This window comes from Lentzea sp. CC55, from assembly GCF_021056325.1.
Classification (GTDB): Bacteria; Actinomycetota; Actinomycetes; order Mycobacteriales; family Pseudonocardiaceae; genus Lentzea; species Lentzea jiangxiensis.
Window position 1 is genome coordinate 1 of the sequence record NZ_JAJCXE010000011.1, and the last position, 25,061, is coordinate 25,061.

Sequence of the window (25,061 nt, forward strand, 5' to 3'; positions counted from 1 at the left end):
CCGATGCGCCCGCAGCCGTCCGGCCCGACGCACCCGAACGCTCCCCACAGCCCGAACGCACCGCACGGCGGCCCGTCCCGTCCCGACGCACCCCACCGGCCCGACAGCCCGTCCCGCCCGGACGGCACCGGTCCCGCCCACCGTCCCGACGGCTCCCGTCCCCCCAGCCCGGACGGCCCCCGCCACCGCGGCACCGACACGACCGAGGCACCGCACCGCACCCCGGACACCGAGGCGCCGCACCGCGGCCCGGACGCCGACAGGCCCCACGACCCCACCCCGGACAGGCCGCACGACGGCGCCCCGGACAACCACGACCCCGACGCCCCACCCGCGGACCGCCCGTCCCCCGACGAAGCGCACCAGCGCCACGCCGAGACCACCCCGTCCGGCGTCTCGCACCACGGCGGCGACCGCGACATGGGCGACCTCCCGCACCGCGTCCCGAACGACCCGCGTTACTTCACCGCGGACGTCCACGTCACGCCGGACGGCAGGGCCCGCGTGGGCGGTCACACCTACACCCCGGCCGAGTACGCGGACATGCTCCGCCGCAGCGGGTACGACGGCAGCAGGCCGGTCCGCCTGATCGGCTGCGACGCGGGCAGCAACGACTTCGCCCGGCAGCTCTCGAAGCACCTCGACGCCCCGGTCCTCGCCCCCACCAAGCCCGCCTGGACCGACACCCACGGCCGCGTCTTCACCAGCGACGCCACCGTCCGCCCGGACGGCACGCGCGAGCCGAGGATCCCGCCGAACGGCGAGTGGGAGACCCACCACCCGGACGGCACGAAGACCAAGACCGGCGACGACGGCTACGCCCCGGACACCGAGCGCCACGACCCGGACGCGACCCACGACACCGACGGCGCCGTGGACAGGGCCGGCGACCCGCCGTACCCGCGGGACCCGGAGTTCGCCCACCACCCGGACGATCTCCCGCCCAACCGCGCCGAGCCGCAGGTGCTGGAGACGCTCGACCGCGACAGGTGCGACTTCGACGAGAACGGCCTGATCACGCACTACAACGGTCAGCCGGTCGACAGCTACCTGAACAGGGTGCTCGAAGACCGCGCCAAGCTGATCGAGAACAAGATCGCCGACGGCACGATCAAGCCGCCGAACCACCCGGCGGAGAACATCCCCAAGTACGCGAGCAACAACGTCGTGTGCACCTCCGTGTCGATCGACCGGCAGACCGGCCGGATCTACGAGTCGGTCAACGGCAGCCGGAACGACCTGATCCCGGAGGACAAGCTCCACCCGGCTCTGGCGGCACGGCGCGACGCCATGATGGGCAACCCGCCCCCGGCCGGCGACGGCAACGGCTACACGCAGCCGGACCGCCACCCGGACCGGACGGGACAGCCGTTGCTCAAGCCGGACGGTTCGGAGTTCCGGACGCCGTACCCGATCAACGACATGCCGACGCGGCACGCCGAAGTCAAGAACGTCAACCAGATGCTCATCGACCGAGGCGTGCCGGCGGACGTCAGCCCGGAAGAACTGCGAAGAATTCTGGGCGAAATGCGCGTCGACAACGCGTTCACCCCCAGCAAGTCCGACCGGTTCCCCGATCCTGCCAGGTGCTGCGCGAACTGCACGCGCATGATCGACGGTGTGCCCAGCACCCCTGGTAAACTCACACATCCCCCTGGTGATCCGCGACTCCAGGAGCTCCCGGAGTGATGACGATGCGCGTGAACATCGAGGACACCGACGAGGACTACAACGGCCTCCTCCACGAGGGCGTGCCGTACACCGGCGAAGTGGTGGAAATCGGCCGCGAGGGCAATCTCATTTCCAGCTACCACTATTACTCCGGTGTCGCCGATGGCCCCTACAGCGAGTGGTACGGAAGAGACCGCCCGTACAAGCAGGGGACGATCAAGTTCGGCCTTCTCGTCGGCGTGAACCGGCAGTGGCATCCGAACGGGCAGCTTGCGGTGGAAACCGAGTACGACGACATGGGTCGCCAGCTGTACCGGCGGGAGTGGGACGAGAACGGCGTGCTGACCCACGAGTACGTCGCCTGAACGTGCGAGTGGGCCGAGCCGAGGTCATCGAGACTCCAGGGGCCGTTCTCCTGTACAGAGGCGAACCGTTCACCGGCGAGCTCGAGGACATCGATGCGGAAGGCCGGCTCATCGGGTTGACCTCGTACACCGCGGGCATCGAGCACGGACCTCAGGCGGAGTGGTACCCGACGGGCGAGAAGTACATCGAGGGGCAGTGCGACAAGGGGTCCGCCGTCGGGGAATGGCGCGAGTGGCACCGCAACGGCAAGCTCGCCGAGCACAGCCTGTTCACCGAGTTCGGTGAGCTGATCCGGTTGCGGCGCTGGGACGAGGAAGGCAACCTCGTCGAGGACAGGCAGTCCGGCGTCACACGGGGACTCTGAGTCCTGAAGGCGCCTCCTGCACGAAGGCCTGCCGTACACGGGCGAGGTGGTCGAGATCAGCCGCGAGGGCCACCTCCTCTTGCTCCACACCTACTTCGCGGGCAGCTCGCTGTCGAAGCCGAGTTCGACGAGCACGGCCGTCAGCTCCGTCGTGACGAGTGGGACGGCGAGGGCGTGCCGACCGGCGGTGCCAGGCCGGGGACCAGCGGACCACGTGGTGGGACATCCGCTGGAACCACAGGGCGGAACACGTAATTTGAGTTGTGTCAAGGCGCGGGGTGTGTGACCGCCCCACGCGCGTCGCGGTGGCCCGATAAGATCAGCGGGCTGTCACGGGGAGAGGGGCGAGGACCACATGAGCCAGCCGGCGACACCGCTGAGCGAGCAGGACCAGCAGCTGCTGGTGCGGCAGATCGGCCGTGCCATGCTGCCGGCCGTACCGCAAGGCTGGCAGCGCATCCGGGCCGAGTACCGCGCGGCGGGGCGGCACATCGAGGTCGACCTGGCGTTCGCCGGGCCCGATGGCCAGCTGCGCCCGGTGCGGCCTCCGATGGACGTCGTGCAGATGTTCGGGCACCTGCGCGGGGGCATGTACCACCCCGAGCGCGGCACGTGGCTGAGCGCGACGTACGAGATCGAGGCGCCCGCGGCGTTCACGGTGGACTTCAACGCCGAGGACGAGCCGCGCTGGCGCAACGCGCCGCCGCCCATCGGTTTCCGCGACGAGCTGCAGCGCTTCCCGCGGCCGGACCGGCAGATCCCGGACTGGTGGCGCCAGCGCGTCGGCCTGCCGCCGCTGCCCGCTCCCGAGCCGGAGCCGCAGCAGGCCCCGCAGCAGGAGTACCAGGTCCCGCCGCAGCAGCCCGGCCAGCAGCAGGGCCAGGGCGAGCTGCGCACGGCACGCGTGTACGACGGCAAGAGCGACGAGGGCCGCATCATCGTCAACCGGCCGCCGGTCGACCCGCAGGTGATCGACGGCCTGCTGAACTACCTCGAGTCGGCGCCGGTCGTGCTGGCCGCGCGCAGTTACGACACGGACGAGTTCTCGCAGAACGGTGAGCAGGACGTCCCGCTCAACTTCCGCACCGACGGCACGTGGATCTGGGCTGGGGCCGTGCCCCACTACCTGCGCAAGTACGGCCTGCCGCCCGAGCCCGAGCTGGTGGCGCACGTCGTGGCGCGCGGTTTCCAGGTCGCCGAGGTGAGCGACCAGACGCAGGACCGCGCGGTGTCGATCATCACCGGCCAGAGCTAGCCGAAAGAACGCAGGGACGCCTCTCCTCTCGGGGAGAGGCGGTCCTCCACCCGCGGTGACTCGGTGAGGTCCTTGGCCCCGAGCCCGCGGACGTCCGTCCACATCGGACGAAGAACGCAGCTCGATGCGCGGATCCCGGCCGCGGGCGCGATGGCGTTCGTGCTCACCGTCGGCGTGTTCGCGATCCTGCGGGCGTGGTGCTGTTCAGCCCGCGGTCGAAGCAGCTCGGCGGCGGTCTCGCACGACCGTCACAGCGAGTGTGACCAGCACGGCGACCCCGGCGAACACGTAGAGGTTGCCGATCGCCTGCTGCCACCACTGCCAGTCGCGCTCGACGTCGTTGTCACGCGGGAACAGCCAGTGCGGCCCGATCGCGAACACCGCCACGACCGCCCACGACGCCCAATGACGGCGCAGCGCGGGCCGTGACAGCAGCACGAGCGCGGGCGCGATCCACACCCAGTGGTGGCCCCACGACACGGGCGAGATCAGCAGGCCGCCGATGGCCACGACGAAGAAGGACTCGACCTCGCCCAGACGCGACGCCAGCCACCACACCGTCGCCACGACCAGAAGCGCCAGCAAGAGCCACACGGCGACCTGGGCACCGTTCTCCAGTCCGAACCGCGCGAGCGTGCCGCGGATGGCCTGGTTCGACGCGTACGTCAGGCGTCCGACGCGGCCTGGGTCGAGCAGCGCGTGCGTCCAGTACTCCTTCGCGTCGCCGAACGAGATGAGGAACCCCACCAGTCCGAAGAAGAAGAACGAGCCGATGGACACGAACACGGGCTTCCACTGCCGTCGTGCCACGAAGAACAACGCGAAGAACGCCGGCGTCAGCTTGATCGCGGCAGCCAGCCCGATCAGCGCGCCCCGCGGCCACCAGCGCGTGCGTTCCAGCAGGCAGTCGGCCATCACCAGCGCGCCCAGCAGCAGGTTGACCTGGCCGAACCACAGCGTCTCGCGCAGCGGGTCGAAGACCGACGCCACCGCGGCGGCGCCGAGCCCCCACTTGACCGCGTCCGGGCCTTCGCCGAGCACCCGGCGGGCGGCGATCAGGCACAGCGCCGTGAGCATCGCGAGGTTCGCCGCCGCCACCGCGAAGATCGCGACCCCGAGCGGCACGAGCGCGAGCAGGCTGAACAGCACCGCCGCGATCGGCGGGTAGGTGAAGGGCAGGTCGGGACCGCCGAGGGGCTGGGCGAAACCTTCGACGTAGAGCGGGAGGTCCCGCAGGAACGCAGCGCCGCCGTTGCGGTAGACGCGCAGGTCGAGCGACCACCCCGGCGGGCGGAGCATGACGTAGGTGAGCGTGGCGACCATGACGGCGCCCCACGCCACCACGACCCGCTTGGCGGAGCGGTCCAGCTGCATCGGGGAATGGTATCGATGGGCCACATGAGGCCCACGTCACCGGTCCGGACCGGGAAATATCACGTAGCGTCGCGGCGTGACCGCACAACGTCGAACGTTCGCGCTTAAGCCGTTCGTAGGGCGCACAAATGCGCACGCACGGGTTATTCTGTGCGCATGAGCCCCGCGCTGGAGACGGTACTGGCCAAGGCCGGCCTGCAGGTGAGCCCCGACGAGTTCCTGGCCCTCGTGTCCGACGCGGCACGCAGGCTCGCGCCACCGCACCCGGAACCGGCCACCTACTTCACGCCGGACCAGCATGCGGCCCTGACCGACGTGGGTCTCGACCTGTCCCCCGCGAGCCCCGGCGACGCGCGTCCCCGCACCCGCACCGTCGTGGCCCACGCGGTGCTGCGCGACTCGGCGCTGACCGTGAACGAGGCCGCGCGCCAGTTGCGGGTCGACACCAGCCGCATCCGGCACCGCCTCGGCGTCGGCAGGCTGGTCGGCTGGAAGGACAGGGGCAGCTGGCGGCTGCCCGCGTGGCAGTTCGCGGGCACCGGCGTGCTGCCGGGTCTCGAAACGGTGCTGGCGGAGATCCCGCCTGACCAGCCGGCGCTCGTCGTGGCCGCGTTCATGACCACCCTCCAGGAGGACCTGCCCCTCGACGGCAAGCCCGCGACCCCGCGCGACTGGCTCCTCGCCGGAGGAGACCCGCGCCGCGTCGCCACCCTGGCCTCCGTGCTCGGCACACCTGCCTGAGCTTTCCCGAACACCCGACAGGACCCGAATGTCACGGCTTCCGCAGCCGCCTTCCCCTGCCGTGCTCCAGGCACACCTGCGCCGCACCGAGGACGTGGTGGCGGTGCACCGCGCGACCCGCCTCGTGCGCGTCTTCACGGCCAAGGGCTCCCACCCGCAACGCTGGAACACGTTCCGCTACACCGGCCCGCTGCCCCACGCCCGCTTCGACGCGCAACAACCGGCCGACGACGGCAGCCCGGTCCAGGACCACGAGAACGGCGTCCTGTACTTCGGATTGTCCGTCCGCACGTCGATCGCCGAGGTCTTCCAGGCCACCTCGATCGTCGACCGCCGCACCCGCGCGCCGTTCCTCGTGGTGCTGCGCCCCCGCCGCACCCTGAGGCTGCTCGACCTGGGCGGCCTGTGGCCCACGCGCGTGGGCGCCTCGCAGGAGATCTCGACCGGTCCGAAGAACGTGACGCAGGCCTGGTCACGGGCCATCCGCGCGGCCTACCCGGAACTGGACGGCCTCTGGTACCGCTCGTCGATGGACTCGGGCGACCCGGCGATCTGCCTGTGGGACCCGCCCGGCGCCTCCGGCCTGCCCGCCGCTCCGGACGTGCTGCTGCCCCTCGACCACCCGGGCCTCGACCTGCCGCTGGCGCGCGTGTGCGAGGAGCTGAACTACACACTCCTGGGATGACCGGCGTGGAAGACGAACCCTTCGCCGCCGACTAGGAACCCGAGCGGGGCTGCTCCGACGGGAGACCGGAACAGCCCCACCCCGGATCACGCCTTCAGGTAGCGGTTCCACCACTCCAGCACCGCGTCGAAGCGCTGCTTGCGGTGACGCGGCTGCCCCGTCCGCGTGAGCTCGTGCCCCTCGCCGGGGAAGATCAGCATCTCCGTCTCGACGCCGCGCCGCTTGAGCGCCACGAACATGCGCTGGGCCTGCTCCAGCGGGCAGCGCCAGTCGTGCTCGGAGTGCACGACCGCGAACGGGATGTTGATCTTCTCGGCGTAGGTGAGCGGGGACATCGCGCGCTGGGCCTCGGGGTCGGGGCCGCAGTAGGCGTCGGCGAAGAAGTAGCCGATGTCCGACGAGCCGCCGAAGGAGTCCCACGCGTTCACGGCGCGCTCGGACCAGGCCGCGCGGAACCGTTCGCCGTGGTGTGCGGACAGCCACGACGTCATGAAGCCGCCGTAGGAGCCGCCCATCACGCCGGCGCGCTCGGAGTCGATGTCCTCGCGGGCCAGTGCGACGTCGAGCAGGGACAGGACGTCGTCGACGTCGACGGTGCCGAACTTGCCGATGACCGCCTGGCCGTGGGCCTGGCCGTAGCCCGCCGAGCCGCGCGGGTTCGGCAGCACGACGGCGTAGCCGGCCGTGGCGTAGACCTGGGCCTCGTCGAAGAAACCCCAGCTGTGGTACATGAACGGGCCGCCGTGCACCGCCACGACGACCGGGTGCGGGCCGTCGCCGTCGGGCAGCACGAGCCAGCCGTGCACCGGGTAGCCGTCGGACGCCGAGCCGTTCAGCTCGACCACCCGGCGCGCGTCGACCGACGGGAACGCCGTGCGCACACCGGTTCCCACGAACTCGACCTGGCCGACGTCGTCCGGAGTGGACACGACGACGACCACGGTGGACCCGTCCGTCGCGAACGAGCGGACCGCGGCCTCGGCGCCGGCCAGCACCTCGCCGGGACCGCCGTCGAACGGGATCCGCCGCAGCTCCAGGGCGCCGCGGTGGCGCACCACCAGGAGCACGCCGGTCGCGTCCGCGACGGGCTGACCGGACAGCCGTTCCACGTCCACGGTTTCGACGTCGGTGAGCCGCACGGCGCCGGACCCGTCGAGCGACGCCTTCCACAGGCCGTGGTTGCGGGCGACGGCGTCGATGCCGCTGAACTCGGTGCCCAGCCAGAACAGCGACGACTCGGCCACGAACGGCATCGACGCGTCACCGGCCGTGCGCACCAGCAGCGACGGCGCGCCACCGGAGACCGGCACGGTGTAGAGGTCGGCGTGCAGCGTCTCCACGACACCGAGGTCGCGCGGCGCCGCGAACACCAGCGTCGAGTCGTCGATCCAGGCCGGGTCGGCGACGTCGAACGAGCCGTCCGTCAGCTCGGAGACCTCGCCGTCCAGCGTCACCACGTGCAGGCGCGGGCGGCGGTCGAGCCGGAAGCCGACGTCGTCGACGCGGTAGTCCAGGCGCGTGATGCGGCGCGGCGCCTCGGCCTCGGGACCGTCGTCGGTCGTGCCGTAGCGGCCTTCCTCGGGCACGCGGGCGACGAACGCGATCCGCGACGAATCCGGCGACCACACCGGCGCACCGGCGCCCAGGGGCAGGTCGGTCAGCGGGCGGGGCTCTCCCCCGTCCACCGGAACGACGTACAACTGCGGCTTGGACTTTCCGCTGACGCGCAGGAAAGCGACAAAACGACCATCGGGAGAAATGCGCTGCGCATTGTCACGATCACCGTGTGTCCACGGCGTTGTCGTGCCGTCCGGGAACACCCGGTGCAGACCGCCCCGGTAGGTGTTCTTCTCGAGATCGGGCTTGGTGATGCTGACCAGCACCAGGTCTCCGGACACGGCGACGGTGCCGGGCGTGGTGAGCAGCTGCAGGTCTTCTGGGCGCACGGCGTGGACGCTAACAGAACTTGTTAGCAAAGCTCAGAGTTGTTTGTTGACCGATCACAAAAATTGACTCACCGCATAGATTCCCGCGTATGACGCGCATCGTGTTCTCTGGGGGCAGGGTCTTCACCGGCCGGACGACCGAACCCGGCGACGTGGTCGTCGAGGGCGACCGCATCGTCGACGTGGGCATCGGACTCGACGGCGACACCGTGGTCGACGCGACCGGCCACACCGTCCTGCCGGGGCTCTTCGACTGCCACGTGCACTTCATGTTCAGCGGCGCGGACCTGGTCCGGTCGTTGAACACGCCGTTCTCGCTGCCGTTCTACGAGGCGATCGGCAACATGAAGGCGACGCTGCAGTGCGGCATCACCACGGTCCGCGACGCGCTCGGCGCCGACCTCGGTGTCGCCGAGGCCGTGCGGCGCGGGCTCGTCCAGGGCCCGCGGATGCAGATCGCGGTCAACATGGTGTCGCAGACCGGCGGTCACAACGACGACTGGATGCAGTGCGGCGCGCACGTCTCGCCGCCGCTGCACCCCGGTCTGCCCGACACCGTCGCCGACGGTCCCGAGGAGCTGCGCAAGGTCGTCCGCACGCTCGTCCGCCACGGCGCCGACATCATCAAGATCGCTTCGAGCGGCGGCGTGATGTCACCGCGCAGCAACCCCCGGCACGCGCACTTCCGCGACGAGGAGATCGCGATGATCGTGCAGGAGGCCAACGCCGCGGGCATCGCGGTCATGTCGCACGCGATGAGCGGCGACGGCATCCTCACGGCCGTGCGCAACGGCGTCCGCTCCATCGAACACGGCGTCTTCCTCACCGACGAGGGCGTCGAGGAGATGCTCGAGAACGGCACGTGGCTCGTGCCGACGCTGATGGCGCCGCGCATGGTGCTCGACCAGGCCGCCGCGGGCGTGGCGATCTCCGACGTCATCCTGGACAAGGCGAGGACCGTTGTCACGCAGCACTTCCAGTCGTTCCGGAAAGCCCACGAGGCGGGTGTGAAGATCGCGATGGGCACCGACTCCGGCGTCGGCCCGCACGGCGACAACCTGAACGAGCTCACGCTGATGGTCGAGTACGGCATGACGCCCGCCGAGGCCCTCCACGCGACCACCACCTCCGCCGCCGAGCTGATGCGCCTCGGGGACGAACTCGGTGAGCTCGCGCCCGGCAAGCTCGCCGACCTCGTGCTCGTGGAGGGTGACGCCGAGCAGCACGTGAAGGCCGGAACGCTCAAGCAGGCCGTCCGCGCCGTCTACCAGAACGGCGTCTCCGTCGCCTGAAAAGCGGAAGTGGCACGTACCCCGGGGGGGCACGTGCCACTTCACCGCGTCGGGACTAGTGGTTCGCGTTGGCGTCGAGGTGCTTCGCGGCCTCCGGGTGGCGCTTCACCTTGAGGAGGCTGGCGACGGTCGTGATCGCCAGGACGCCGATGATCACCGACAGCGAGACCTCGATGCCGATGGTCGGCACGTGGAACGGCTCGCCGCCGTTGAGGAACGGCAGGGTGTTGGTGTGCAGCGCCTCGAGGATGAGCTTCACGCCGATGAAGCCGAGGATGACCGAGAGGCCGATCGACAGGTAGACGAGCTTCGCGAGCAGGCCGCCGAGCAGGAAGTACAGCTGGCGCAGACCCATCAGCGCGAACGCGTTGGCCGTGAACACCAGGAACGGCTCCTTGGTGAGGCCGAAGATCGCGGGGATCGAGTCGAGCGCGAAGAGCAGGTCGGTGGAGCCGATCGCGACCATCACGATGAACATCGGGGTCACGAAGCGCTTGCCGTCGATCTTGATGAACGACTTGGAGCCGTGGAAGTCGTTGGTCACCGGGAAAACCTTGCGCACCATGCGCAGCATCAGGTTCTCCTTGTACTCCTCTTCCTCCTCGTGGTTCTCCCGCGCCAGCTGCCAGCCGGTGTAGATGAGGAACGCGCCGAAGATGAAGAAGACCCAGCTGAACTTGCTGATGAGAGCCGCGCCGGCCGCGATGAAGATGCCGCGCATGACGAGCGCGAGCAGGATGCCGATCAGCAGCACCTTGTGCTGGTGGATCGCCGGCACCTTGAACGTCGTCATGATGATCAAGAAGATGAACAGGTTGTCGACGCTGAGCGAGTACTCCGTGATGTACCCGGCGAAGAACTCGGTCGCGTACTGCCCACCGGAGAAGTACCAGATGCCGACGCCGAAGACGGCGGCCATCGCGACGTAGAAGATCACCCAGCGGGCGGCTTCACCGATCGTCACCTCATGGGGTTTCCGATCGACGATCACGAGGTCGACAGCGAGAAGAACGAGCAGACCCACGATCGTCGCGATCCACATCCATGCGGGGACGTTCACAACCCAACCTCCGGGAGACTCAGCGCACGCCAAAGAACCCGGAGGTCTCCTCCGCCGCCGAGATGATCTCTCGAACGACCGACGGCACCGGAAGCTCCACGCCGAGCTCCGTACTGACGACACCGCCGCTTAGGGAGTACTCCCCTCCATGCTGCGTCAACATTGTGCGCTACGGAGGTCGTTCAGCGCCACACAGGGTGAGCAGACCCACGCAACCAGCCGCAACGGGAATACGCAGCGTGTCGTTCGGGCCGGAACCGGCTGTAGCTGAAGCTCGGCTGAAGATCCACTCATGCTGAGACCGCCAGCGGATCCCGACCGGTCGTTCTCAGCGAAACTCGCATATCGTCAACCACGTGTCCCGCCTCTCCCGCCTTCGCGGCAGGTGGACGATTCCCGCTTTGATCGTGGTACTCGCCCTCGTCGCAGGTGGCGTGTACTTCACTCGATCCGGGGACGACCCCGTAGCCGTTTCCTTCAAAGAAGCGAACATCGACGCACCCGAGAGCCCCGACAGCGCTCAGACGGTGACGATCGAGACGCGTCTTTACCTCCCCCAGCAGACGCCCGCGCCCGCGATCATGCTCGCGCACGGCTTCGGTGGCAGCTTGCGCAGCGTGCACACCCAGGCCGAGGAGTTCGCCCGGCGCGGCTTCGTCGTGCTGACGTGGTCCGCGCGCGGCTTCGGCCGCAGCACCGGGCAGATCGCGCTGAACTCCGTCGACCGCGAGGTCCGCGACGCGCAGAAGCTGCTCGACTTCCTCGGCACACGTGACGAGGTGCAGAAGGACGGCGGCGGCGATCCGCGCGTCGGCGTGACGGGCGCGTCGTACGGCGGTGCGTTGTCACTGCTGCTCGCGGGCGTCGACAAGCGCGTCGACACCCTCGTCCCCGTCATCACCTACAACGACCTCGCGCAGGCGCTGCTGCCGAACTCGGCACTGGCGACCCCGCGCACGGACACCACCCCGGCCGCCACGGCGTTCGGCGAGGACGGCGTCTTCAAGCGGTCGTGGGCGGGCATCTTCTTCTCGGCGGGCATGACGTCGATCGACCTGTCGTCGCCCACGGGCGAGGCACCGGAGATGGGCCAGACCCAGTCGAACCAGCCGGCCGTCCAGCAGCAGCCGGGCGGGACCGGCGGTGCGGCGGGACAGCAACCGCCGACGCCGGCGCTCGGCGCGTGCGGCCGCTTCACGCCCGAGGTGTGCGCCGCGTACACCGAGGTCGCCACGACGGGCCGTGCCACGCAGCCGACGCTCGAACTGCTGCGCAAGTCGTCCCCCGTCGCCGTGACCGACCAGATCAAGCAGCCGACGATGCTGGTGCAGGGCGAGCAGGACACCCTGTTCGGCCTCGACCAGTCCGACGCGACCGCACGCCAGATCGCCGCGGCGGGCGGCAAGGTGAAGATGGTCTGGTACGCGGGCGGCCACGACGGCGGCAGCCCCGGCACCGCGCTGCGCGGCCAGATCGCGGACTGGATGGACTTCCACCTGCGCGGCAACGGCGCCGACCCGGGCACCGGCTTCGAGTACTCGGTGCAGGGCGCGTTCCGCTCGTCCGGCCAGCCGTCGCTGCGCACGGTCGTCACGCCGTCCTACCCCGGCCTGACCGGGGGTTCCACCACCGAGCGCAAGACGGTGAAGCTCTCCGGGCGCGAGCAGGTGGCGGTGAACCCGGCGGGCGGCAACCCGGCGGCGATCAGCAACCTGCCGGGCCTCGGCTCGGCGCTCGCGCGGTCCTCGGCGATCTCGTCGCTGCTCTCGCTCGACCTGCCGGGCCAGGCCGCGGTGTTCAACTCCGAGGCGCTCGAGTCGCAGGTGCTGCTGACCGGGTCGTCCACGGTCAAGCTGCGCGTCGCGCGCGGCGACCAGACGTCCGGCGAGGCGATCCTGTTCGCGAAGCTCTACGACGTCTCCACCGACGGCACGCGCGTGCTGCCGGGCTCGACCGTCGCCCCGTTCCGCGTGGCACTGCCGCCGGACGGTTCGGCGGCCGAGGTGACGGTGACGCTGCCCGGTGCGGTGCGCCCGGTCGAGAGCGGTCACAAGCTCGCCCTGGTCGTGTCGACGACGGACCAAGCGTTCGCGAACGCCGAGCAGCCCGCCGCGTACCGGATCTCCCTGGCGTCCGACGAGCTGTCGGTGCCGGTGGTGCCGGGCCGCAACGTGACGACCGGCTTCCCGGTGGGTGCCCTGTGGGGCATCGTCATCGCGCTGCTGGTGCTGATCGGCGCGGGCGTCGTCGCGATGTTCCGCCGCCGCATGGCGCAGGACTCGGACCCCGACCTCGCGGGCGTGCCGCTGGTCATCTCGAACCTCACGAAGGCCTACCCCGGCGGCGTGACCGCCGTGAAGGACCTGTCGTTCCGCGTGGAGCACGGCATGGTCCTCGGCCTGCTCGGCCCCAACGGCGCCGGCAAGACCACGACCCTGCGCATGGTCATGGGCCTGATTCACCCGTCCGAGGGACACATCCGGGTCTTCGGCCACAAGGTCACGCCCGGCAACCCGGTGCTGTCGCGCATCGGTTCGTTCGTCGAGGGCTCCGGCTTCCTGCCGCACCTCTCCGGCGCCGCGAACCTGCGCCTGTACTGGGCGGCGACGGGCAGGCCCGAGAGCGAGGCGCACGTCGAGGAGGCGCTGGAGATCGCGGGCCTCGGCAAGGCGGTGCACCGCCGCGTGCGGACGTACAGCCAGGGCATGAGGCAGCGCCTCGCGATCGCCCAGGCGATGCTCGGCCTGCCGGACCTGCTGATCCTGGACGAGCCCGCCAACGGTCTCGACCCGCCCCAGATCCACCAGATGCGCGACGTCCTGCGCCGCTACGCCGCGGCGGGCCGCACGGTGGTCGTCTCGTCCCACCTGCTCGCCGAGGTGGAGCAGACCTGTTCGCACGTGGTCGTGATGCACAAGGGCCAGCTCGTCGCCGCGGGCGAGGTGGCCGACATCGCGGCGGGAGGCGGCGAGACGACGTTCCGCGTCGACTCCCCCTCGAAGGCGGCGGATGTCCTGCGAAGCCTCGAAGGCGTGCACGACGTGCACGAGGACGAGGACGCCGTGCACGCGTCGATGAACGGCGTCCCGCGCGCCGCCGCGCTGACCGCTCTCGTGGCGGCCGGCGTGGCGGTGGACCAGGTGGGCCCGCGGCGCAGGCTGGAAGACGCGTTCTTGGAGCTGGTCGGTGAATGACTTCCTGATGGCGGCCGCCTCCGCGACCGCCGAGACCCACGCCGAAGCAGAGGTCCCCTCGTCGAGCGAGCGCACGCTGCTCGTCGGCGAAGGGGGTCCCCTTGATTCCATTATCCCAGGCGACACCGACAATTCCGGGCCCGCCGAAGCCATGCCCCTCGTGCGAACGGTGCTCACCGCGAACCCGAACCGCACCAAGGCACCGATCCGCCAGGAGGTGGACCGATGAGCGACAACGGCGTCCACACCGATCCCGGCGCGCTGAAGGACCTGACCGACGCGGCCGCCCAGCACCACACGAAGGTGGCGCCGGACGGCTCGGCGTCCGGCTACAAGGCACGCCGCACGCTGCGCGTCCACGTCGAGCTGCAACGGCAGATCCGCCGCCGCCGGACCCAGCTCGTGCTGGCGTTCCTGGTGCTGCTGCCGTTCATCCTGGCGGCGAGCTTCGAGATCGGTCAGGCGAACCCGAACCGCCGCTCCGGCGGCTTCGTGGACCTCGCCACCGCCAGCGGCATCAACTTCGTGGTGCTCACGCTGTTCGTGAGCAGCAGCTTCCTGCTGCCGATGATCGTGGCGCTGTTCTTCGGCGACACGATCGCGTCCGAAGCGTCGTGGTCGAGCCTCAAGTACCTGCTCGCGGCGCCGATCCCGAGGCACCGCCTGCTGAGGCAGAAGGCCGTCAGCAGCGGCATCCTCAGCGTCTTCGCCCTGGCCCTGCTCCCCGCGGTGGCCCTGGGCGTCGGCGTCGCCTGGTACGGCGCCGGCGAGGTGGTGAGCCCGACCGGCGAAGCCGCACCGTTCGCCGACGGCGTGCTCGGCGTGGCGCTCGCGGTGGTCTACATCGCGATCAACCTCTTCTGGGTCGCGGGCCTCGCGATGTTCCTGTCCGTGTCCACCGACGCACCGCTCGGCGCGGTCGGCGGCACGGTGCTCGTCTCGATCGTGTCGCAGATCCTCGACCAGATCGAGCCGCTCGAGGACCTGCGCAACTACCTGCCGACGCACTACGCGATGGCCTGGGTCGACCTGCTCTCGACCGACATCGACTGGTCGGAGATGACCCGGGGGACGTTCTCCGCGCTCGTCTACGGCGGCATCTTCACGCTGCTCGCCGCGCGCCGGTTCAAGACGAAGGACATCACGAGCTAGGTCACTGCACGCAGAACTCGTTGCCCTCGGGGTCGAGCATCACGACCCAATGGCCCTTGTTGTCCTCGAACTCCTGGACCTTGGTGGCCCCGAGGGCGACGAGGCGGTCCACCGCCTCCAGCCCGGCGTTCACGTCGAGGTGGAGGCGGTTCTTCGCTGTCTTGCCCTCCGGCACGCGCTGGAAGAAGAACCGCGGTCCCCCGCCCTCCGGATCAACGATCGCCGAGTAGTCGTTGATCGTCTCGAAGGGGATGTTGTTCTTGACCGCGAAGTCCTCCCAGGAGTCGAACCCGGGAGGCGGCGGCTGCACCACGTAACCGAGCGCCTCAGCCCAGAAGGCGGCCAGTTTGCCGGGGTCCGCCGCGTCCATCGTGACCTGGATTCCGATTGCCATGAGCCAACCGTAGAGACCAATGCGGACAACCACTGTCCGGGAGCAGCGACGGCGGGAAGATCGACCAGCCGGCCGTCAACGGCGGCCCGTTCGCCTGCCAACGCGGCAAGCTCGGGCATCCCCTCCAGCCGGAGGACCGCTAAGCAGGCCGCTTGGACCGCGGCAACCGCGCGACGACGGCCTCGTAGGACCCGTCGACCAGCTCCAGCAGTTCGTCGTCGGGCACAGAACCCTTGAGCGAGATGGTGTTCCACCCGTAACGCCCGACGTACCCGCTCACCGTGACGTCGCCCGGAAAGCGCTCTCGCCACACAGCGGCGGCCTCGGCGTCAGCACCGCATTTGAGCCCCACGGTGTGCATGTCGAGCCCGACGAAGGCGAACGCCTTCCCGCCGACCTTGCACACCAACTCGGCCTCGCCCCACGGATACGTCTCTTCCGCACCGGGCTTCGAAGCGCAGTAGGCGATCAGCTCATCCAGTGTCACAACAGGATTATCGCGCGCCGAACACCGCGACGAAACGGGTGAGCAACCGGGCGAACTCCACCCGCTCCTCCTCCGTCCAGTCCGCCATGGCGGCAGCACAGGCACTCTGCCGAGCCCGGTGCAGCTCAGCGGAGGTGGCCCGCCCCCGAGGCGTCCGCACGAGCAACACCCTCCGCCCGTCGGCCTTGTCGGCGACCCTGGCCACCAGCCCGGCGTCGACGGCACTGGTGACGAGCTTGCTGGCCCGGGGCTGGTCGACGTGCAAAGCCAGGGCAACGCTGGAAACCGTGGCCTGAGCACCGGCCCGCTCGGCGGTTTCCACCACGTCCAGTACGTCGAAGGCCGGAACAGCGAGCTCCGCCAGCGCCCGACGCGACTGACTGCGTCGCACGGCGATCAGCGCCTGCTCCACCGCGGCAAGGTGGGAGTCCACATCCACCCCGAGATCATGGCCGCCTCACGCTCTGACGAAAGCCGTCCGCGCACATCTCACCCCAGAGGGGGATTTACGCGGGAAGCGCAAATCGTTATACGGCCACAAGATTACGCACCGCACACACCGAGCTAACGCACCGCAACAAATCGTCCACTATGGACGCGTTTCTCGACTGCGATGCTGAAAGCGAGGCTTGCGAAGGCGAAGCCGAGCCGTCTCCCCATGACGACCGCAGGCACAACCACCAGGCAATGCCAAGCCGCCCCTGGCAAAAGTGGGACGGCCAACGAAACCGACGCGTCCCCCAACCCCTCACTTCACCCCGGCGGCGTCCATTCCCCGGAGTTCCTTCTTCAGGTCCTGGATCTCGTCCCGCAACCGGGCAGCCAGCTCGAACTGCAGATCCCGGGCAGCGTTCATCATCTGATCGGTCAACGACTGCACCAGGTCAGCCAGCTCCGACCGGGCCATCCCGGCCCGCTCGTGAGAAGCCACCACCCCGGAAGAGCGCCCGCTCTCCCCGGCGGCCCTCTTGCCCCGGGACGCGTTCCGCCCGGACCCGCCGACCGGCACCTCGTCCTCGATCTCGGAGTACACCGCCTCCAGGATGTCGGTGATCTTCTTCCGCAACGGCTGCGGGTCGATCCCGCGCTCGGTGTTGTAGGCGACCTGCTTGACCCGCCGCCGGTTCGTCTCGTCGATCGCGTGCTGCATCGAGTCGGTGATCCGGTCCGCGTACATGTGGACCTCACCGGACACGTTGCGGGCGGCGCGGCCGATCGTCTGCACCAGCGACGTCCCGGACCGCAGGAAGCCCTCCTTGTCCGCGTCGAGGATCGCCACCAGCGACACCTCGGGGAGGTCGAGACCCTCGCGCAGCAGGTTGATGCCGATCAGCACGTCGAACTCGCCGAGCCGCAGCTGGCGCAGCAGCTCGACGCGGCGCAGCGTGTCGACCTCGGAGTGCAGGTAGCGGACGCGGATGCCCAGCTCGAGCAGGTAGTCCGTCAGGTCCTCGGCCATCTTCTTGGTCAGCGTCGTGACCAGCACGCGCTCGTCGCGCTCGGCGCGCTCGCGGATCGAGTGCACCAGGTCGTCGATCTGGCCCTCGGTCGGCTTGACCACGATCTGCGGGTCGACCAGGCCGGTCGGGCGGATGACCTGCTCGACGAACTCGCCGCCGGACTGGCCGAGCTCGTACGGGCCGGGGGTCGCGGACAGGTACACGACCTGGCCGATCCGGTCGGCGAACTCCTCCCACGTCAGCGGGCGGTTGTCGAGCGCGGAGGGCAGGCGGAAGCCGTGTTCGACGAGGTTGCGCTTGCGCGAGGCATCGCCCTCGTACATGCCGCCGATCTGCGGCACCGTCACGTGCGACTCGTCGATGACCATCAGGAAGTCGTCGGGGAAGTAGTCGAGCAGCGTCGCGGGCGCGGTGCCGGGGGCGCGGCCGTCGATGTGGCGCGAGTAGTTCTCGATGCCGTTGCAGAAGCCGACCTGCTTCATCATCTCCAGGTCGTACTGGGTGCGCATGCGCAGGCGCTGCGCCTCCAGCAGCTTGCCCTGGCGCTCCATCTGCGCGAGCGTCGTCTCGAGCTCCGCCTCGATGTCGCGGATCGCCCGCTCCATGCGCTCCGGACCGGCCACGTAGTGCGTCGCCGGGAAGATCCGCAGGTCGTTCACCTCGCGGACCACGTCGCCCGTCAGCGGGTGCAGGTAGTAGAGCTTGTCGATCTCGTCGCCGAAGAACTCGACGCGCACCGCGAGCTCCTCGTAGGACGGGATGATCTCGACCGTGTCGCCGCGCACGCGGAACGAGCCGCGGGTGAACGACATGTCGTTGCGGGTGTACTGGACGTCGACCAGCAGGCGCAGGAACGCGTCGCGGTCGACCTCCACGCCCACCTCGAGCGGGATGGAGCGGTCGAGGTAGGACTGCGGCGTGCCGAGGCCGTAGATGCACGAGACGGACGCGACCACGATGACGTCGCGCCGGGTCAGCAGCGACATCGTGGCCGAGTGGCGCAGGCGCTCCACGTCCTCGTTGATCGAGGAGTCCTTCTCGATGTACGTGTCCGTCTGCGGGATGTACGCCTCGGGCTGGTAGTAGTCGTAGTAGCTGACGAAGTACTCCACCGCGTTGTGCGGGAACAGCTCCTTCAGCTCGTTCGCCAGCTGGGCGGCCAGCGTCTTGTTCGGCGCCATGACCAGCGTGGGGCGCTGCAGCCGTTCGACCAGCCACGCCGTGGTCGCCGACTTGCCGGTGCCGGTGGCGCCGAGCAGCACCACGTCGCGCTCGCCGGAGCGCACGCGGCGCTCCAGCTCGTCGATCGCGGCCGGCTGGTCGCCCGCCGGCTGGTACTCGCTGACCACGCGGAACTGCCCGTCGGTGCGGACGATGTCGCCGACGGGACGGTGTTCGGAGTGCGCCTTGACGGTGCTCTCCTCTGGCGGGAGCTCGGTTGCGAATGCCACGGGAAGCACGTTACGCCGCGGGTCCGACAATTTCCGATCAGGCCAGGTCAGAGCCCCTAGTCACACGGGCAGCAACAGCAGTCGCAGCTGTTGCAGTTGCAGTCGCAGTTCGGGCCGCAGTCGCCGCCGCACCCGTCGCGCCGCTTGTCGCTCCAAGGGCCGGGGAACGGGTCGCGGCAGCAGAACTGGCACGTTCCGCACATGTAGAGGAACGCGCCGCAGCCCTCGAAGCACCCGCGCGGCCTGCGCTGCCAGTTGAGCCTCGGGTACGCCCACAGCCCGCTGCCCGGATCCGACCAGCGGGGCTGGCCCGGCGGGTGCCGGTGCCGCTTGCCGAACACGCGGATCACCGACTCTTCCAGCTCGTGCACCATCAGCTTGTGCACAAGGCGCGAGTCGGTGAACTCGACCTCGTCGAGGGCCAGCTTGACGCCCGTCAAGGCGTCCAGGCACAGCCGGTGCGCCTCCTCGACGGACGTCCCGGTGACGAGCAGCGGGTTCCAGGCGCCGGACGCCCGGTCCTCCTCGAGGTCCTCCGCCGCGTCGATCAGGTGCGCCACCCGCCCGAACAGCCGTCCCACCTCGCGCAGCGGCTCGGTGTTCTGCGGCCTGCCGGCGATCAGGGCGGTCTGCGCGAAGGCGAACCCCGTCGCCGTCTCGGTCGGCTCGGTCACGACGAGCACCGAGCTGCCGAGCCCGGTCCCGGCCTCCACCTCGGGCTGCCGCCGGACCGCGGCCACCATCACCGACGCGTCGAACCCCAGGTCGGACGCCGTTTCGAGGCCTTTGGCGGCCCAGCGGTGCGCCATCGCGCGCCCCGCCCACGGCACCTTGCCCGCGAGCCCGTCGCCGTCGTCCACGTGGTCCTGGATCTTCAACGACGCGAGCACCAGCGACACCGACGCCGCCAGCCGCGCCCCGGAGCCGACGGCCACGTCGGCGGACTTCATGCCGCGCAACGCGCAGGGGCCGGCGGTCCTCCGCGAGACTCCGGACTGCGCCTCCACCGCCGCCGAGATCACCAGCCCGTCGTAGTTCGTGACGAGGCGCGAGAGATGACCGTGCTCGTCGCGCAAAGACAGGCACATTCCACACAGGTGCGAGAGCCACGCGGACCGCAGCTCAGTCCCCAACCTGTTGCGGCAGGGGCGGATGATCCCGAACATGCGCGGCATCCTAAGTGGCCTGGAGCCCCGGCGATGGCAGTATCGCCGACGTGGCACACATCCATCCGCCGAAGATCGAGTACTTCGACCTGGACGCCAAGAGCAACACCGATCCCAAGGGGCACCTCAGGAGCGTCGACGAGTACCGGCTGACCCCGGCGGGCCTCTACATGTTCCGGCCGCTCGCGGGGCATCCGAAGATCAGCCACTTCGAGAGCTGGTTCCTGCCGAAGCTGAACCTCCGCGTCACGCGCCAGTCGTGGCACCGCGGCCACGAGCTCGACTTCGACTTCTACGTCGACGTCGTCGAGATCACCGCGATCGGCAGCGTGTGGAGGACGATCGACCTCTACCTCGACCTGATCGTCCGGACGGATCGAAGCGTGACGGTTCTGGACACGGACGAGTTGATCGCCGCGGTGCAGCAGAAGCTGATCTCTGCGGAACGCGCGCAATGGGCGTTGGAAACCACCTACTCGGCGGTGTCCGGTATTTCAGCGCACGGTCACGATGTCCTCCGGTGGCTCACCTATTCGGGTTGTCCCACGACCTGGCGTTGATACACACAGTGTGATCGTCATCTGAACGTGACGTAACGAATCAACCCGCCGTGTAACTGGGAGCACATATTTGACTACCCTCGGCGGCGTGGGAGCGGTCACTACACCTCAGCTGGTCGATGTCGTCGACACCATTTCGGGCATGCGCTCGTATTCGTCCGGCGGCTCGCGAACGCTCAGTTCGTGTTATGTCGAAAGGTGGGGTCTGCGAATCGAACACCCCACGCCGGAAGACCCGTTCTCGGACTCCGAGATCACCTGGCTGATGCCGGAACTGGGCCTGCGCCTCACGAACCACCGGGCCCGTTCGCGGCACTCCCGCAGCGGCCCGAGCATCCTGTCCGCCGTGCGGGTCGAACGCGACCACCGCCACTGGCAGACCACCGACCTCCTGCTGGGCCTCGCCGTCCCCGGCGGCACCACGCCCCGCATCGTGCGCAGCGAGGACTTCGCCGCCGCCGTCGCGGGCCACGTACTGCGACCGGGCGACGCCGACCAGGCGCTGCGCACCGTCCACCGCGCCCTCGAAGAGCTGAGCAACGTCAACCACAACCTGATGTCGTGGCTGACGTGGCACGGCATCTACGACTCCTGGCCGTCCCTGTAGGCCCGGACGCGCTCTGCGGCCGCCGCCATCCACGGGTCCTTGGCCTCGCCGTAGGCGAAACCGTCGGCGTCGGCCGCGAACCGTTGTGACAGCTCCAGCTTGACGTTCGCGTACTCCTCGCGCGCTTGCGCGTCGTGCCGCAACCAGTCGCGGAAGTCGACCGCCCACCGCCAGTTGGCAGCGCCCTCGACGCGCAGGTGCAGGTTCACCCGCCGCCCGGGGTCCGCCCCGGCGTGCAGGCGCTTGCTCCAGTCGCCCTCGCCGCGCGGCGTGTCCCCGTAGGGCCCCACGTAGGGGAAACCGGCCTGCGCCAACGCTTCCCGCAGACCGTCCGCGGCTGCCATGTCCTCGACGGCCACCTGGAAGTCGAGGACGTCCTTGGCCGCGAGCCCCGGCACCGACGTGGAGCCGATGTGCTCCACGTGCCGCCCGCCGGCCGCGAGGCTGATCCGCCGGGCGAGCCGCCGCGCCTGGGCGGGCCACTGCTCGTCGTAGGGCACCACCAACGGCGAGCCCGACGCGTACGAGCGCGTGCGCACGTTCTTCTCGAAGCCCACCAGCCGGTCCCACAACGCCGTGACGTCCGGGACCTCACCGCTGTTGTCCAGCCACACGTCCGCGACGGCCCGCCGCTGCTCGTCGGTGGCCTGCGCGGCGATCCGCTTCTCGGCGTCCGACCGGTCCATGCCCCGGCTGCCGACCAACCGCTGCAGCCGCGTCCGCGAGTCCGCGTACACCACGACGACCAGGTGGTAGACCGCCGCCATGTCCCGTTCCACCAGCAACGGGATGTCGTGCACGACGATCGCGTCCTCGGGCGCCTCGGCCATCCGCTGCCCGGTCAACGCCCCGATGCGGGGGTGCGTGATCTCGTTGAGCGTCTGGCGTGCGTCTTCGGTGGCGAACGCCTTGGCCGCCAGCGCCGCCCGGTCGAGCGTGCCGTCGGCGTTCAGCACGTCCTCCCCGAACGCCTCGACGACCTCCGCGAGCCCCTCGCTGCCGGGCTCCAGCACCTCACGGGCGAGCTTGTCCGCGTCGACGACCACGGCGCCGTTCTCCGCGAGCAGCCGCGCGACAGTCGACTTCCCCGACCCGATCCCGCCGGTCAACCCCACCCTGAGCATGCGGGCCAGGTTAGACGGGAGGGGTCATGGCCTGCTGGGCGAGTACCGGCAGGACGGCGATCAACCGCTCCTTGGGCACGAAGTTGTGCCGGTTGCGCACCACGAACGTCGTCTTACCGAGCGACCCGACGAGCAGCTGCTCGTTCTTGCCCTCGATCAACGTCCCCTTCTGCTTGCCGACGTCGACCTCGGTGGTCTTCGCCCCCTGCGCCCGCTCGACGTCGATGCTCTCGGTGACGCGGGCGCGAGCCGTGGCCTCGTCCGCGTAGGTCGACAACCCGACGACGATCTTGGCGTCCGGCAGGTTCTTCTTCTCGGGGATCCCGTAGTAGCAGTCGATCTTCCCGGTCTTGCCGATCGCCGGCTCCTTGACGCCGATGATGATCCGGGGCTCCCCGGGCAGCTCCTGCCCCAGGGTCGCGTTCATGACCGCGGCGGGCACCACGAGCTCGCAGTCGTCCGGCAACGGCCGGTCCACCATCGTCGGCACGCGCGACGGCGAGGTGGACGGGGTGATCTTCGGGATTTGGGGCGGCGGCGCCTGAGTTTGCGGCGCAGTGGTGGCGCAGCCAGCACAGATCATCAGCGCACCCGCGCCCAGCGTCACGAAGAACCTGTTCCCACGCATAGGTTTGCCAACTTACACAACGGGGTTGAGCCTCCACCACAGAGTGAACGGGTGGACGCGGAGCAAGGCGCGGCGAGGTGCGTGGGATGAGGCGAGGCGAGTGCATTGTGGTGCGTCGGGCAGGTAGGACGCGGCGGGCGGGGCAGCAGGCGAGGTGAGCGCTGGGCGGCAGGCGCGGGGCGGTCCGGTGCGGTGGGCGCGGGGCGGCAAGCGCGGTGCGGCGTGGTGGGCGCGGTCCGGTCTGGGCGGTTCGGTGCGGCGGGCGCGGACTGTGCGGTGCGGTCGGGCGCGGTCCGGTTCGGACGGCGCGGCCAGCGCGGCGTGGTGCAGTGCGCCAGAGTGTGATGGGCGCGGCGCGGCCGGTGGGCGCGGAGCGGGCGAACGGCGCGACAGGCAGGTGGCGTGGCGGATGCGGCGCCGTGAGGCGGGCACAGCCCGTGCTCGGGCGACGCGCACAAGACAAAAGCCCCCGCGCCAACGGCGCGGGGGCTCCTGAAGGGTCTAGCTAGCGACTCACATGCCGCCCGACAGCTTCTCCCGCAGAGCAGCGAGCTGCTCGTCGGAAGCGAGCGTGCCACCGGACTGGGCCGGCGCGCCGACCGAGGTGGACGGAGCGTCGCCACCGGAGGTGTAGTTGCCCGCACCCTCGGCCGAAGCCTCTTCCTCGGCCTCGGCGGCCTTGCGGATCTGCTTCATGTGGGCCTCGTAACGAGTGTGCGCCTCGGCGTACTGGCGCTCCCACTCCTCACGCTGCTTGTCGAAGCCGTCCTGCCACTCCTGGGTCTCCGGGTCGAAGCCCTCGGGGTAGATGTAGTTGCCCTGGTCGTCGTACTCGGCGGCCATGCCGTACTGGGTCGGGTCGAACTCGGTGTCGACCGTGAAGCCCTCGTTGGCCTGCTTGAGCGACAGCGAGATGCGACGGCGGTCGAGGTCGATGTCGATGACCTTGACCATGACGTCGTCGCCGACCTGGACGACCTGCTCCGGGATCTCGACGTGGCGCTCGGCCAGCTCGGAGATGTGGACCAGGCCCTCGATGCCCTCGTCCACGCGGACGAACGCACCGAACGGAACCAGCTTCGTGACCTTGCCCGGCACGATCTGACCGATCGCGTGGGTGCGGGCGAACTGGCGCCACGGGTCTTCCTGCGTGGCCTTCAGCGACAGGGAGACGCGCTCGCGCTCCATGTCGACGTCGAGGACCTCGACGGTGACTTCCTGACCGACCTCGACGACCTCGGACGGGTGGTCGATGTGCTTCCAGGACAGCTCCGAGACGTGGACGAGACCGTCGACGCCACCCAGGTCCACGAAGGCACCGAAGTTGACGATCGAGGACACGACGCCCTTGCGGACCTGGCCCTTCTGCAGCTGGTTGAGGAACTCGCTGCGGACCTCGGACTGGGTCTGCTCGAGCCACGCGCGGCGGGACAGGACCACGTTGTTGCGGTTCTTGTCCAGCTCGATGATCTTCGCCTCGAGCTCGCGGCCGACGTACGGCTGGAGGTCGCGGACGCGACGCATCTCGACGAGCGAGGCGGGGAGGAAGCCGCGGAGGCCGATGTCGAGGATGAGACCACCCTTGACGACCTCGATGACCGTGCCCTTGACGGGCTCGTCCTTCTCCTTGAGGGCCTCGATGGTGCCCCACGCGCGCTCGTACTGGGCGCGCTTCTTGGAGAGGATCAGACGGCCTTCCTTGTCCTCCTTCTGGAGAACAAGCGCCTCGACCTCGTCACCGACCTTGACGACCTCGTTGGGGTCGACGTCGTGCTTGATCGACAGTTCGCGCGAGGGGATGACGCCCTCGGTCTTGTAGCCGATGTCGAGCAGGACCTCGTCCCGGTCGACCTTGACGATCGTGCCCTCAACGATGTCGCCGTCGTTGAAGTACTTGATCGTCTTGTCGATAGCTGCGAGGAAGTCCTCCTCCGTCCCGATGTCGTTGATCGCGACCTGCTTGGGCGCAGCGGCAACGGGGGCGGTGGTGGTGTCGGTGGACATTAGGTAGGTGGCTCCGGTACGGATTGGCATTGATGGCTGGTAGTGGTGCGCGCGCAGCGTCGCAGCGACCTGGAATCCCG

General features: G+C 69.6%; 22 protein-coding genes and 1 pseudogene. 12 read left to right on the plus strand and 11 right to left on the minus strand.

From position 1 onward, the window contains the following. From L6E10_RS07175 to L6E10_RS07190, 4 genes and pseudogenes are all read left to right on the plus strand, one after another. Positions 1-1,689, plus strand: a pseudogene (locus L6E10_RS07175) (YwqJ-related putative deaminase); the annotation flags it as partial. Continuing rightward, entirely contained in the window at positions 1,689-2,036 is a 348-nt protein-coding gene (locus tag L6E10_RS07180) for a toxin-antitoxin system YwqK family antitoxin (RefSeq protein ID WP_236218006.1), read from the plus strand. The pseudogene L6E10_RS07175 and the gene L6E10_RS07180, both read left to right, overlap by 1 nt. A 2-nt stretch (positions 2,037-2,038) precedes the next feature. Next, positions 2,039-2,401 carry a toxin-antitoxin system YwqK family antitoxin gene (locus tag L6E10_RS07185; RefSeq protein WP_236218008.1) on the plus strand — a complete coding sequence of 121 codons (363 nt, stop codon included), beginning with the start codon at positions 2,039-2,041 and terminating at the stop codon, positions 2,399-2,401. A gap of 355 nt (positions 2,402-2,756) precedes the next feature. Beyond that, positions 2,757-3,656, plus strand: a complete 900-nt coding sequence (locus L6E10_RS07190; protein ID WP_236218010.1) for a hypothetical protein — start codon at positions 2,757-2,759, stop codon at positions 3,654-3,656. 204 nt (positions 3,657-3,860) lie between these two features. Here L6E10_RS07190 and L6E10_RS07195 read toward each other — a convergent pair whose 3' ends face one another. Continuing rightward, a complete protein-coding gene (locus L6E10_RS07195; RefSeq protein WP_236218012.1) occupies positions 3,861-5,030 on the minus strand; it encodes a glycosyltransferase 87 family protein in 1,170 nt (389 codons plus the stop codon). A 156-nt stretch (positions 5,031-5,186) separates the two neighbouring features. Between L6E10_RS07195 and L6E10_RS07200 the strand changes: the two genes are divergently transcribed. Together L6E10_RS07200 and L6E10_RS07205 are read left to right on the plus strand one after the other, a co-directional pair. Beyond that, a complete protein-coding gene (locus tag L6E10_RS07200; RefSeq protein WP_236218014.1) occupies positions 5,187-5,771 on the plus strand; it encodes a DNA-binding protein in 585 nt (194 codons plus the stop codon). Between the two features lie 28 nt (positions 5,772-5,799). Continuing rightward, positions 5,800-6,456, plus strand: a complete 657-nt coding sequence (locus L6E10_RS07205; protein WP_236218017.1) for an RES family NAD+ phosphorylase — start codon at positions 5,800-5,802, stop codon at positions 6,454-6,456. Between the two features lie 86 nt (positions 6,457-6,542). Here L6E10_RS07205 and L6E10_RS07210 read toward each other — a convergent pair whose 3' ends face one another. Then, positions 6,543-8,402, minus strand: coding sequence for a S9 family peptidase (locus tag L6E10_RS07210; protein ID WP_236218019.1), 1,860 nt, complete (start codon positions 8,400-8,402; stop codon positions 6,543-6,545). Between the two features lie 89 nt (positions 8,403-8,491). On the opposite strand from L6E10_RS07210, the gene L6E10_RS07215 reads away from it, so the two are divergent. Next, a complete protein-coding gene (locus L6E10_RS07215) occupies positions 8,492-9,694 on the plus strand; it encodes an amidohydrolase family protein (protein ID WP_236218021.1) in 1,203 nt (400 codons plus the stop codon). 55 nt (positions 9,695-9,749) lie between these two features. Here L6E10_RS07215 and L6E10_RS07220 read toward each other — a convergent pair whose 3' ends face one another. Further along, the gene (locus tag L6E10_RS07220; RefSeq protein ID WP_236218023.1) at positions 9,750-10,754 is read right to left on the minus strand and encodes a TerC family protein; all 1,005 of its coding nucleotides are present in this window, start codon (positions 10,752-10,754) and stop codon (positions 9,750-9,752) included. A gap of 527 nt (positions 10,755-11,281) precedes the next feature. On the opposite strand from L6E10_RS07220, the gene L6E10_RS07225 reads away from it, so the two are divergent. Genes L6E10_RS07225 through L6E10_RS07235 form a run of 3 tightly spaced genes read left to right on the plus strand, consistent with a single transcriptional unit; the run spans position 11,282 to position 15,100 of the window. Further along, the gene (locus L6E10_RS07225; protein ID WP_374236036.1) at positions 11,282-13,948 is read left to right on the plus strand and encodes an alpha/beta fold hydrolase; all 2,667 of its coding nucleotides are present in this window, start codon (positions 11,282-11,284) and stop codon (positions 13,946-13,948) included. After that, a complete protein-coding gene (locus L6E10_RS07230; protein WP_236218027.1) occupies positions 13,941-14,177 on the plus strand; it encodes a hypothetical protein in 237 nt (78 codons plus the stop codon). The genes L6E10_RS07225 and L6E10_RS07230 overlap by 8 nt, the downstream gene beginning before the upstream one ends. After that, positions 14,174-15,100 (plus strand): ABC transporter permease, encoded by a 927-nt coding sequence (locus L6E10_RS07235; protein ID WP_236218030.1) that lies wholly within the window; start codon positions 14,174-14,176, stop codon positions 15,098-15,100. Before L6E10_RS07230 ends, L6E10_RS07235 begins: the two co-directional genes overlap by 4 nt. A gap of 1 nt (position 15,101) precedes the next feature. Here L6E10_RS07235 and L6E10_RS07240 read toward each other — a convergent pair whose 3' ends face one another. From L6E10_RS07240 to L6E10_RS07260, 5 genes are all read right to left on the minus strand, one after another. Then, positions 15,102-15,494: a VOC family protein gene (locus L6E10_RS07240; protein WP_236218032.1), complete on the minus strand. Its 393-nt coding sequence runs from the start codon at positions 15,492-15,494 to the stop codon at positions 15,102-15,104. A 139-nt stretch (positions 15,495-15,633) separates the two neighbouring features. Next, positions 15,634-15,981, minus strand: a complete 348-nt coding sequence (locus tag L6E10_RS07245) for an MmcQ/YjbR family DNA-binding protein (RefSeq protein WP_236218034.1) — start codon at positions 15,979-15,981, stop codon at positions 15,634-15,636. 7 nt (positions 15,982-15,988) lie between these two features. Further along, the gene (locus L6E10_RS07250) at positions 15,989-16,420 is read right to left on the minus strand and encodes a MarR family transcriptional regulator (protein WP_308102678.1); all 432 of its coding nucleotides are present in this window, start codon (positions 16,418-16,420) and stop codon (positions 15,989-15,991) included. 309 nt (positions 16,421-16,729) lie between these two features. Then, positions 16,730-18,892 (minus strand): excinuclease ABC subunit UvrB, encoded by a 2,163-nt coding sequence (gene uvrB / locus L6E10_RS07255; protein WP_308102679.1) that lies wholly within the window; start codon positions 18,890-18,892, stop codon positions 16,730-16,732. A gap of 56 nt (positions 18,893-18,948) precedes the next feature. Continuing rightward, entirely contained in the window at positions 18,949-20,058 is a 1,110-nt protein-coding gene (locus L6E10_RS07260; RefSeq protein ID WP_236218036.1) for a DUF5685 family protein, read from the minus strand. A 50-nt stretch (positions 20,059-20,108) separates the two neighbouring features. On the opposite strand from L6E10_RS07260, the gene L6E10_RS07265 reads away from it, so the two are divergent. Further along, positions 20,109-20,618, plus strand: a complete 510-nt coding sequence (locus tag L6E10_RS07265; protein ID WP_236218038.1) for a DUF402 domain-containing protein — start codon at positions 20,109-20,111, stop codon at positions 20,616-20,618. Between the two features lie 88 nt (positions 20,619-20,706). Then, positions 20,707-21,225: a DUF402 domain-containing protein gene (locus L6E10_RS07270; RefSeq protein WP_236218040.1), complete on the plus strand. Its 519-nt coding sequence runs from the start codon at positions 20,707-20,709 to the stop codon at positions 21,223-21,225. On the opposite strand, the gene coaE is transcribed toward L6E10_RS07270, so the two are convergent. The 3 genes from coaE to rpsA all read right to left on the minus strand — a co-directional run bounded on the left by coaE (position 21,201) and on the right by rpsA (position 24,981). Beyond that, positions 21,201-22,349: a dephospho-CoA kinase gene (gene coaE / locus L6E10_RS07275; RefSeq protein ID WP_236218042.1), complete on the minus strand. Its 1,149-nt coding sequence runs from the start codon at positions 22,347-22,349 to the stop codon at positions 21,201-21,203. The two genes, L6E10_RS07270 and coaE, sit on opposite strands and share 25 nt — an antisense overlap. Before the next feature lie 10 nt (positions 22,350-22,359). Beyond that, on the minus strand, positions 22,360-22,977 hold the full coding sequence (locus L6E10_RS07280; RefSeq protein WP_236218044.1) for a hypothetical protein: 618 nt from the start codon (positions 22,975-22,977) through the stop codon (positions 22,360-22,362). Between the two features lie 513 nt (positions 22,978-23,490). Then, positions 23,491-24,981: a 30S ribosomal protein S1 gene (gene rpsA, locus L6E10_RS07285; RefSeq protein ID WP_053737214.1), complete on the minus strand. Its 1,491-nt coding sequence runs from the start codon at positions 24,979-24,981 to the stop codon at positions 23,491-23,493. Between the last annotated feature and the right edge of the window lie 80 nt (positions 24,982-25,061).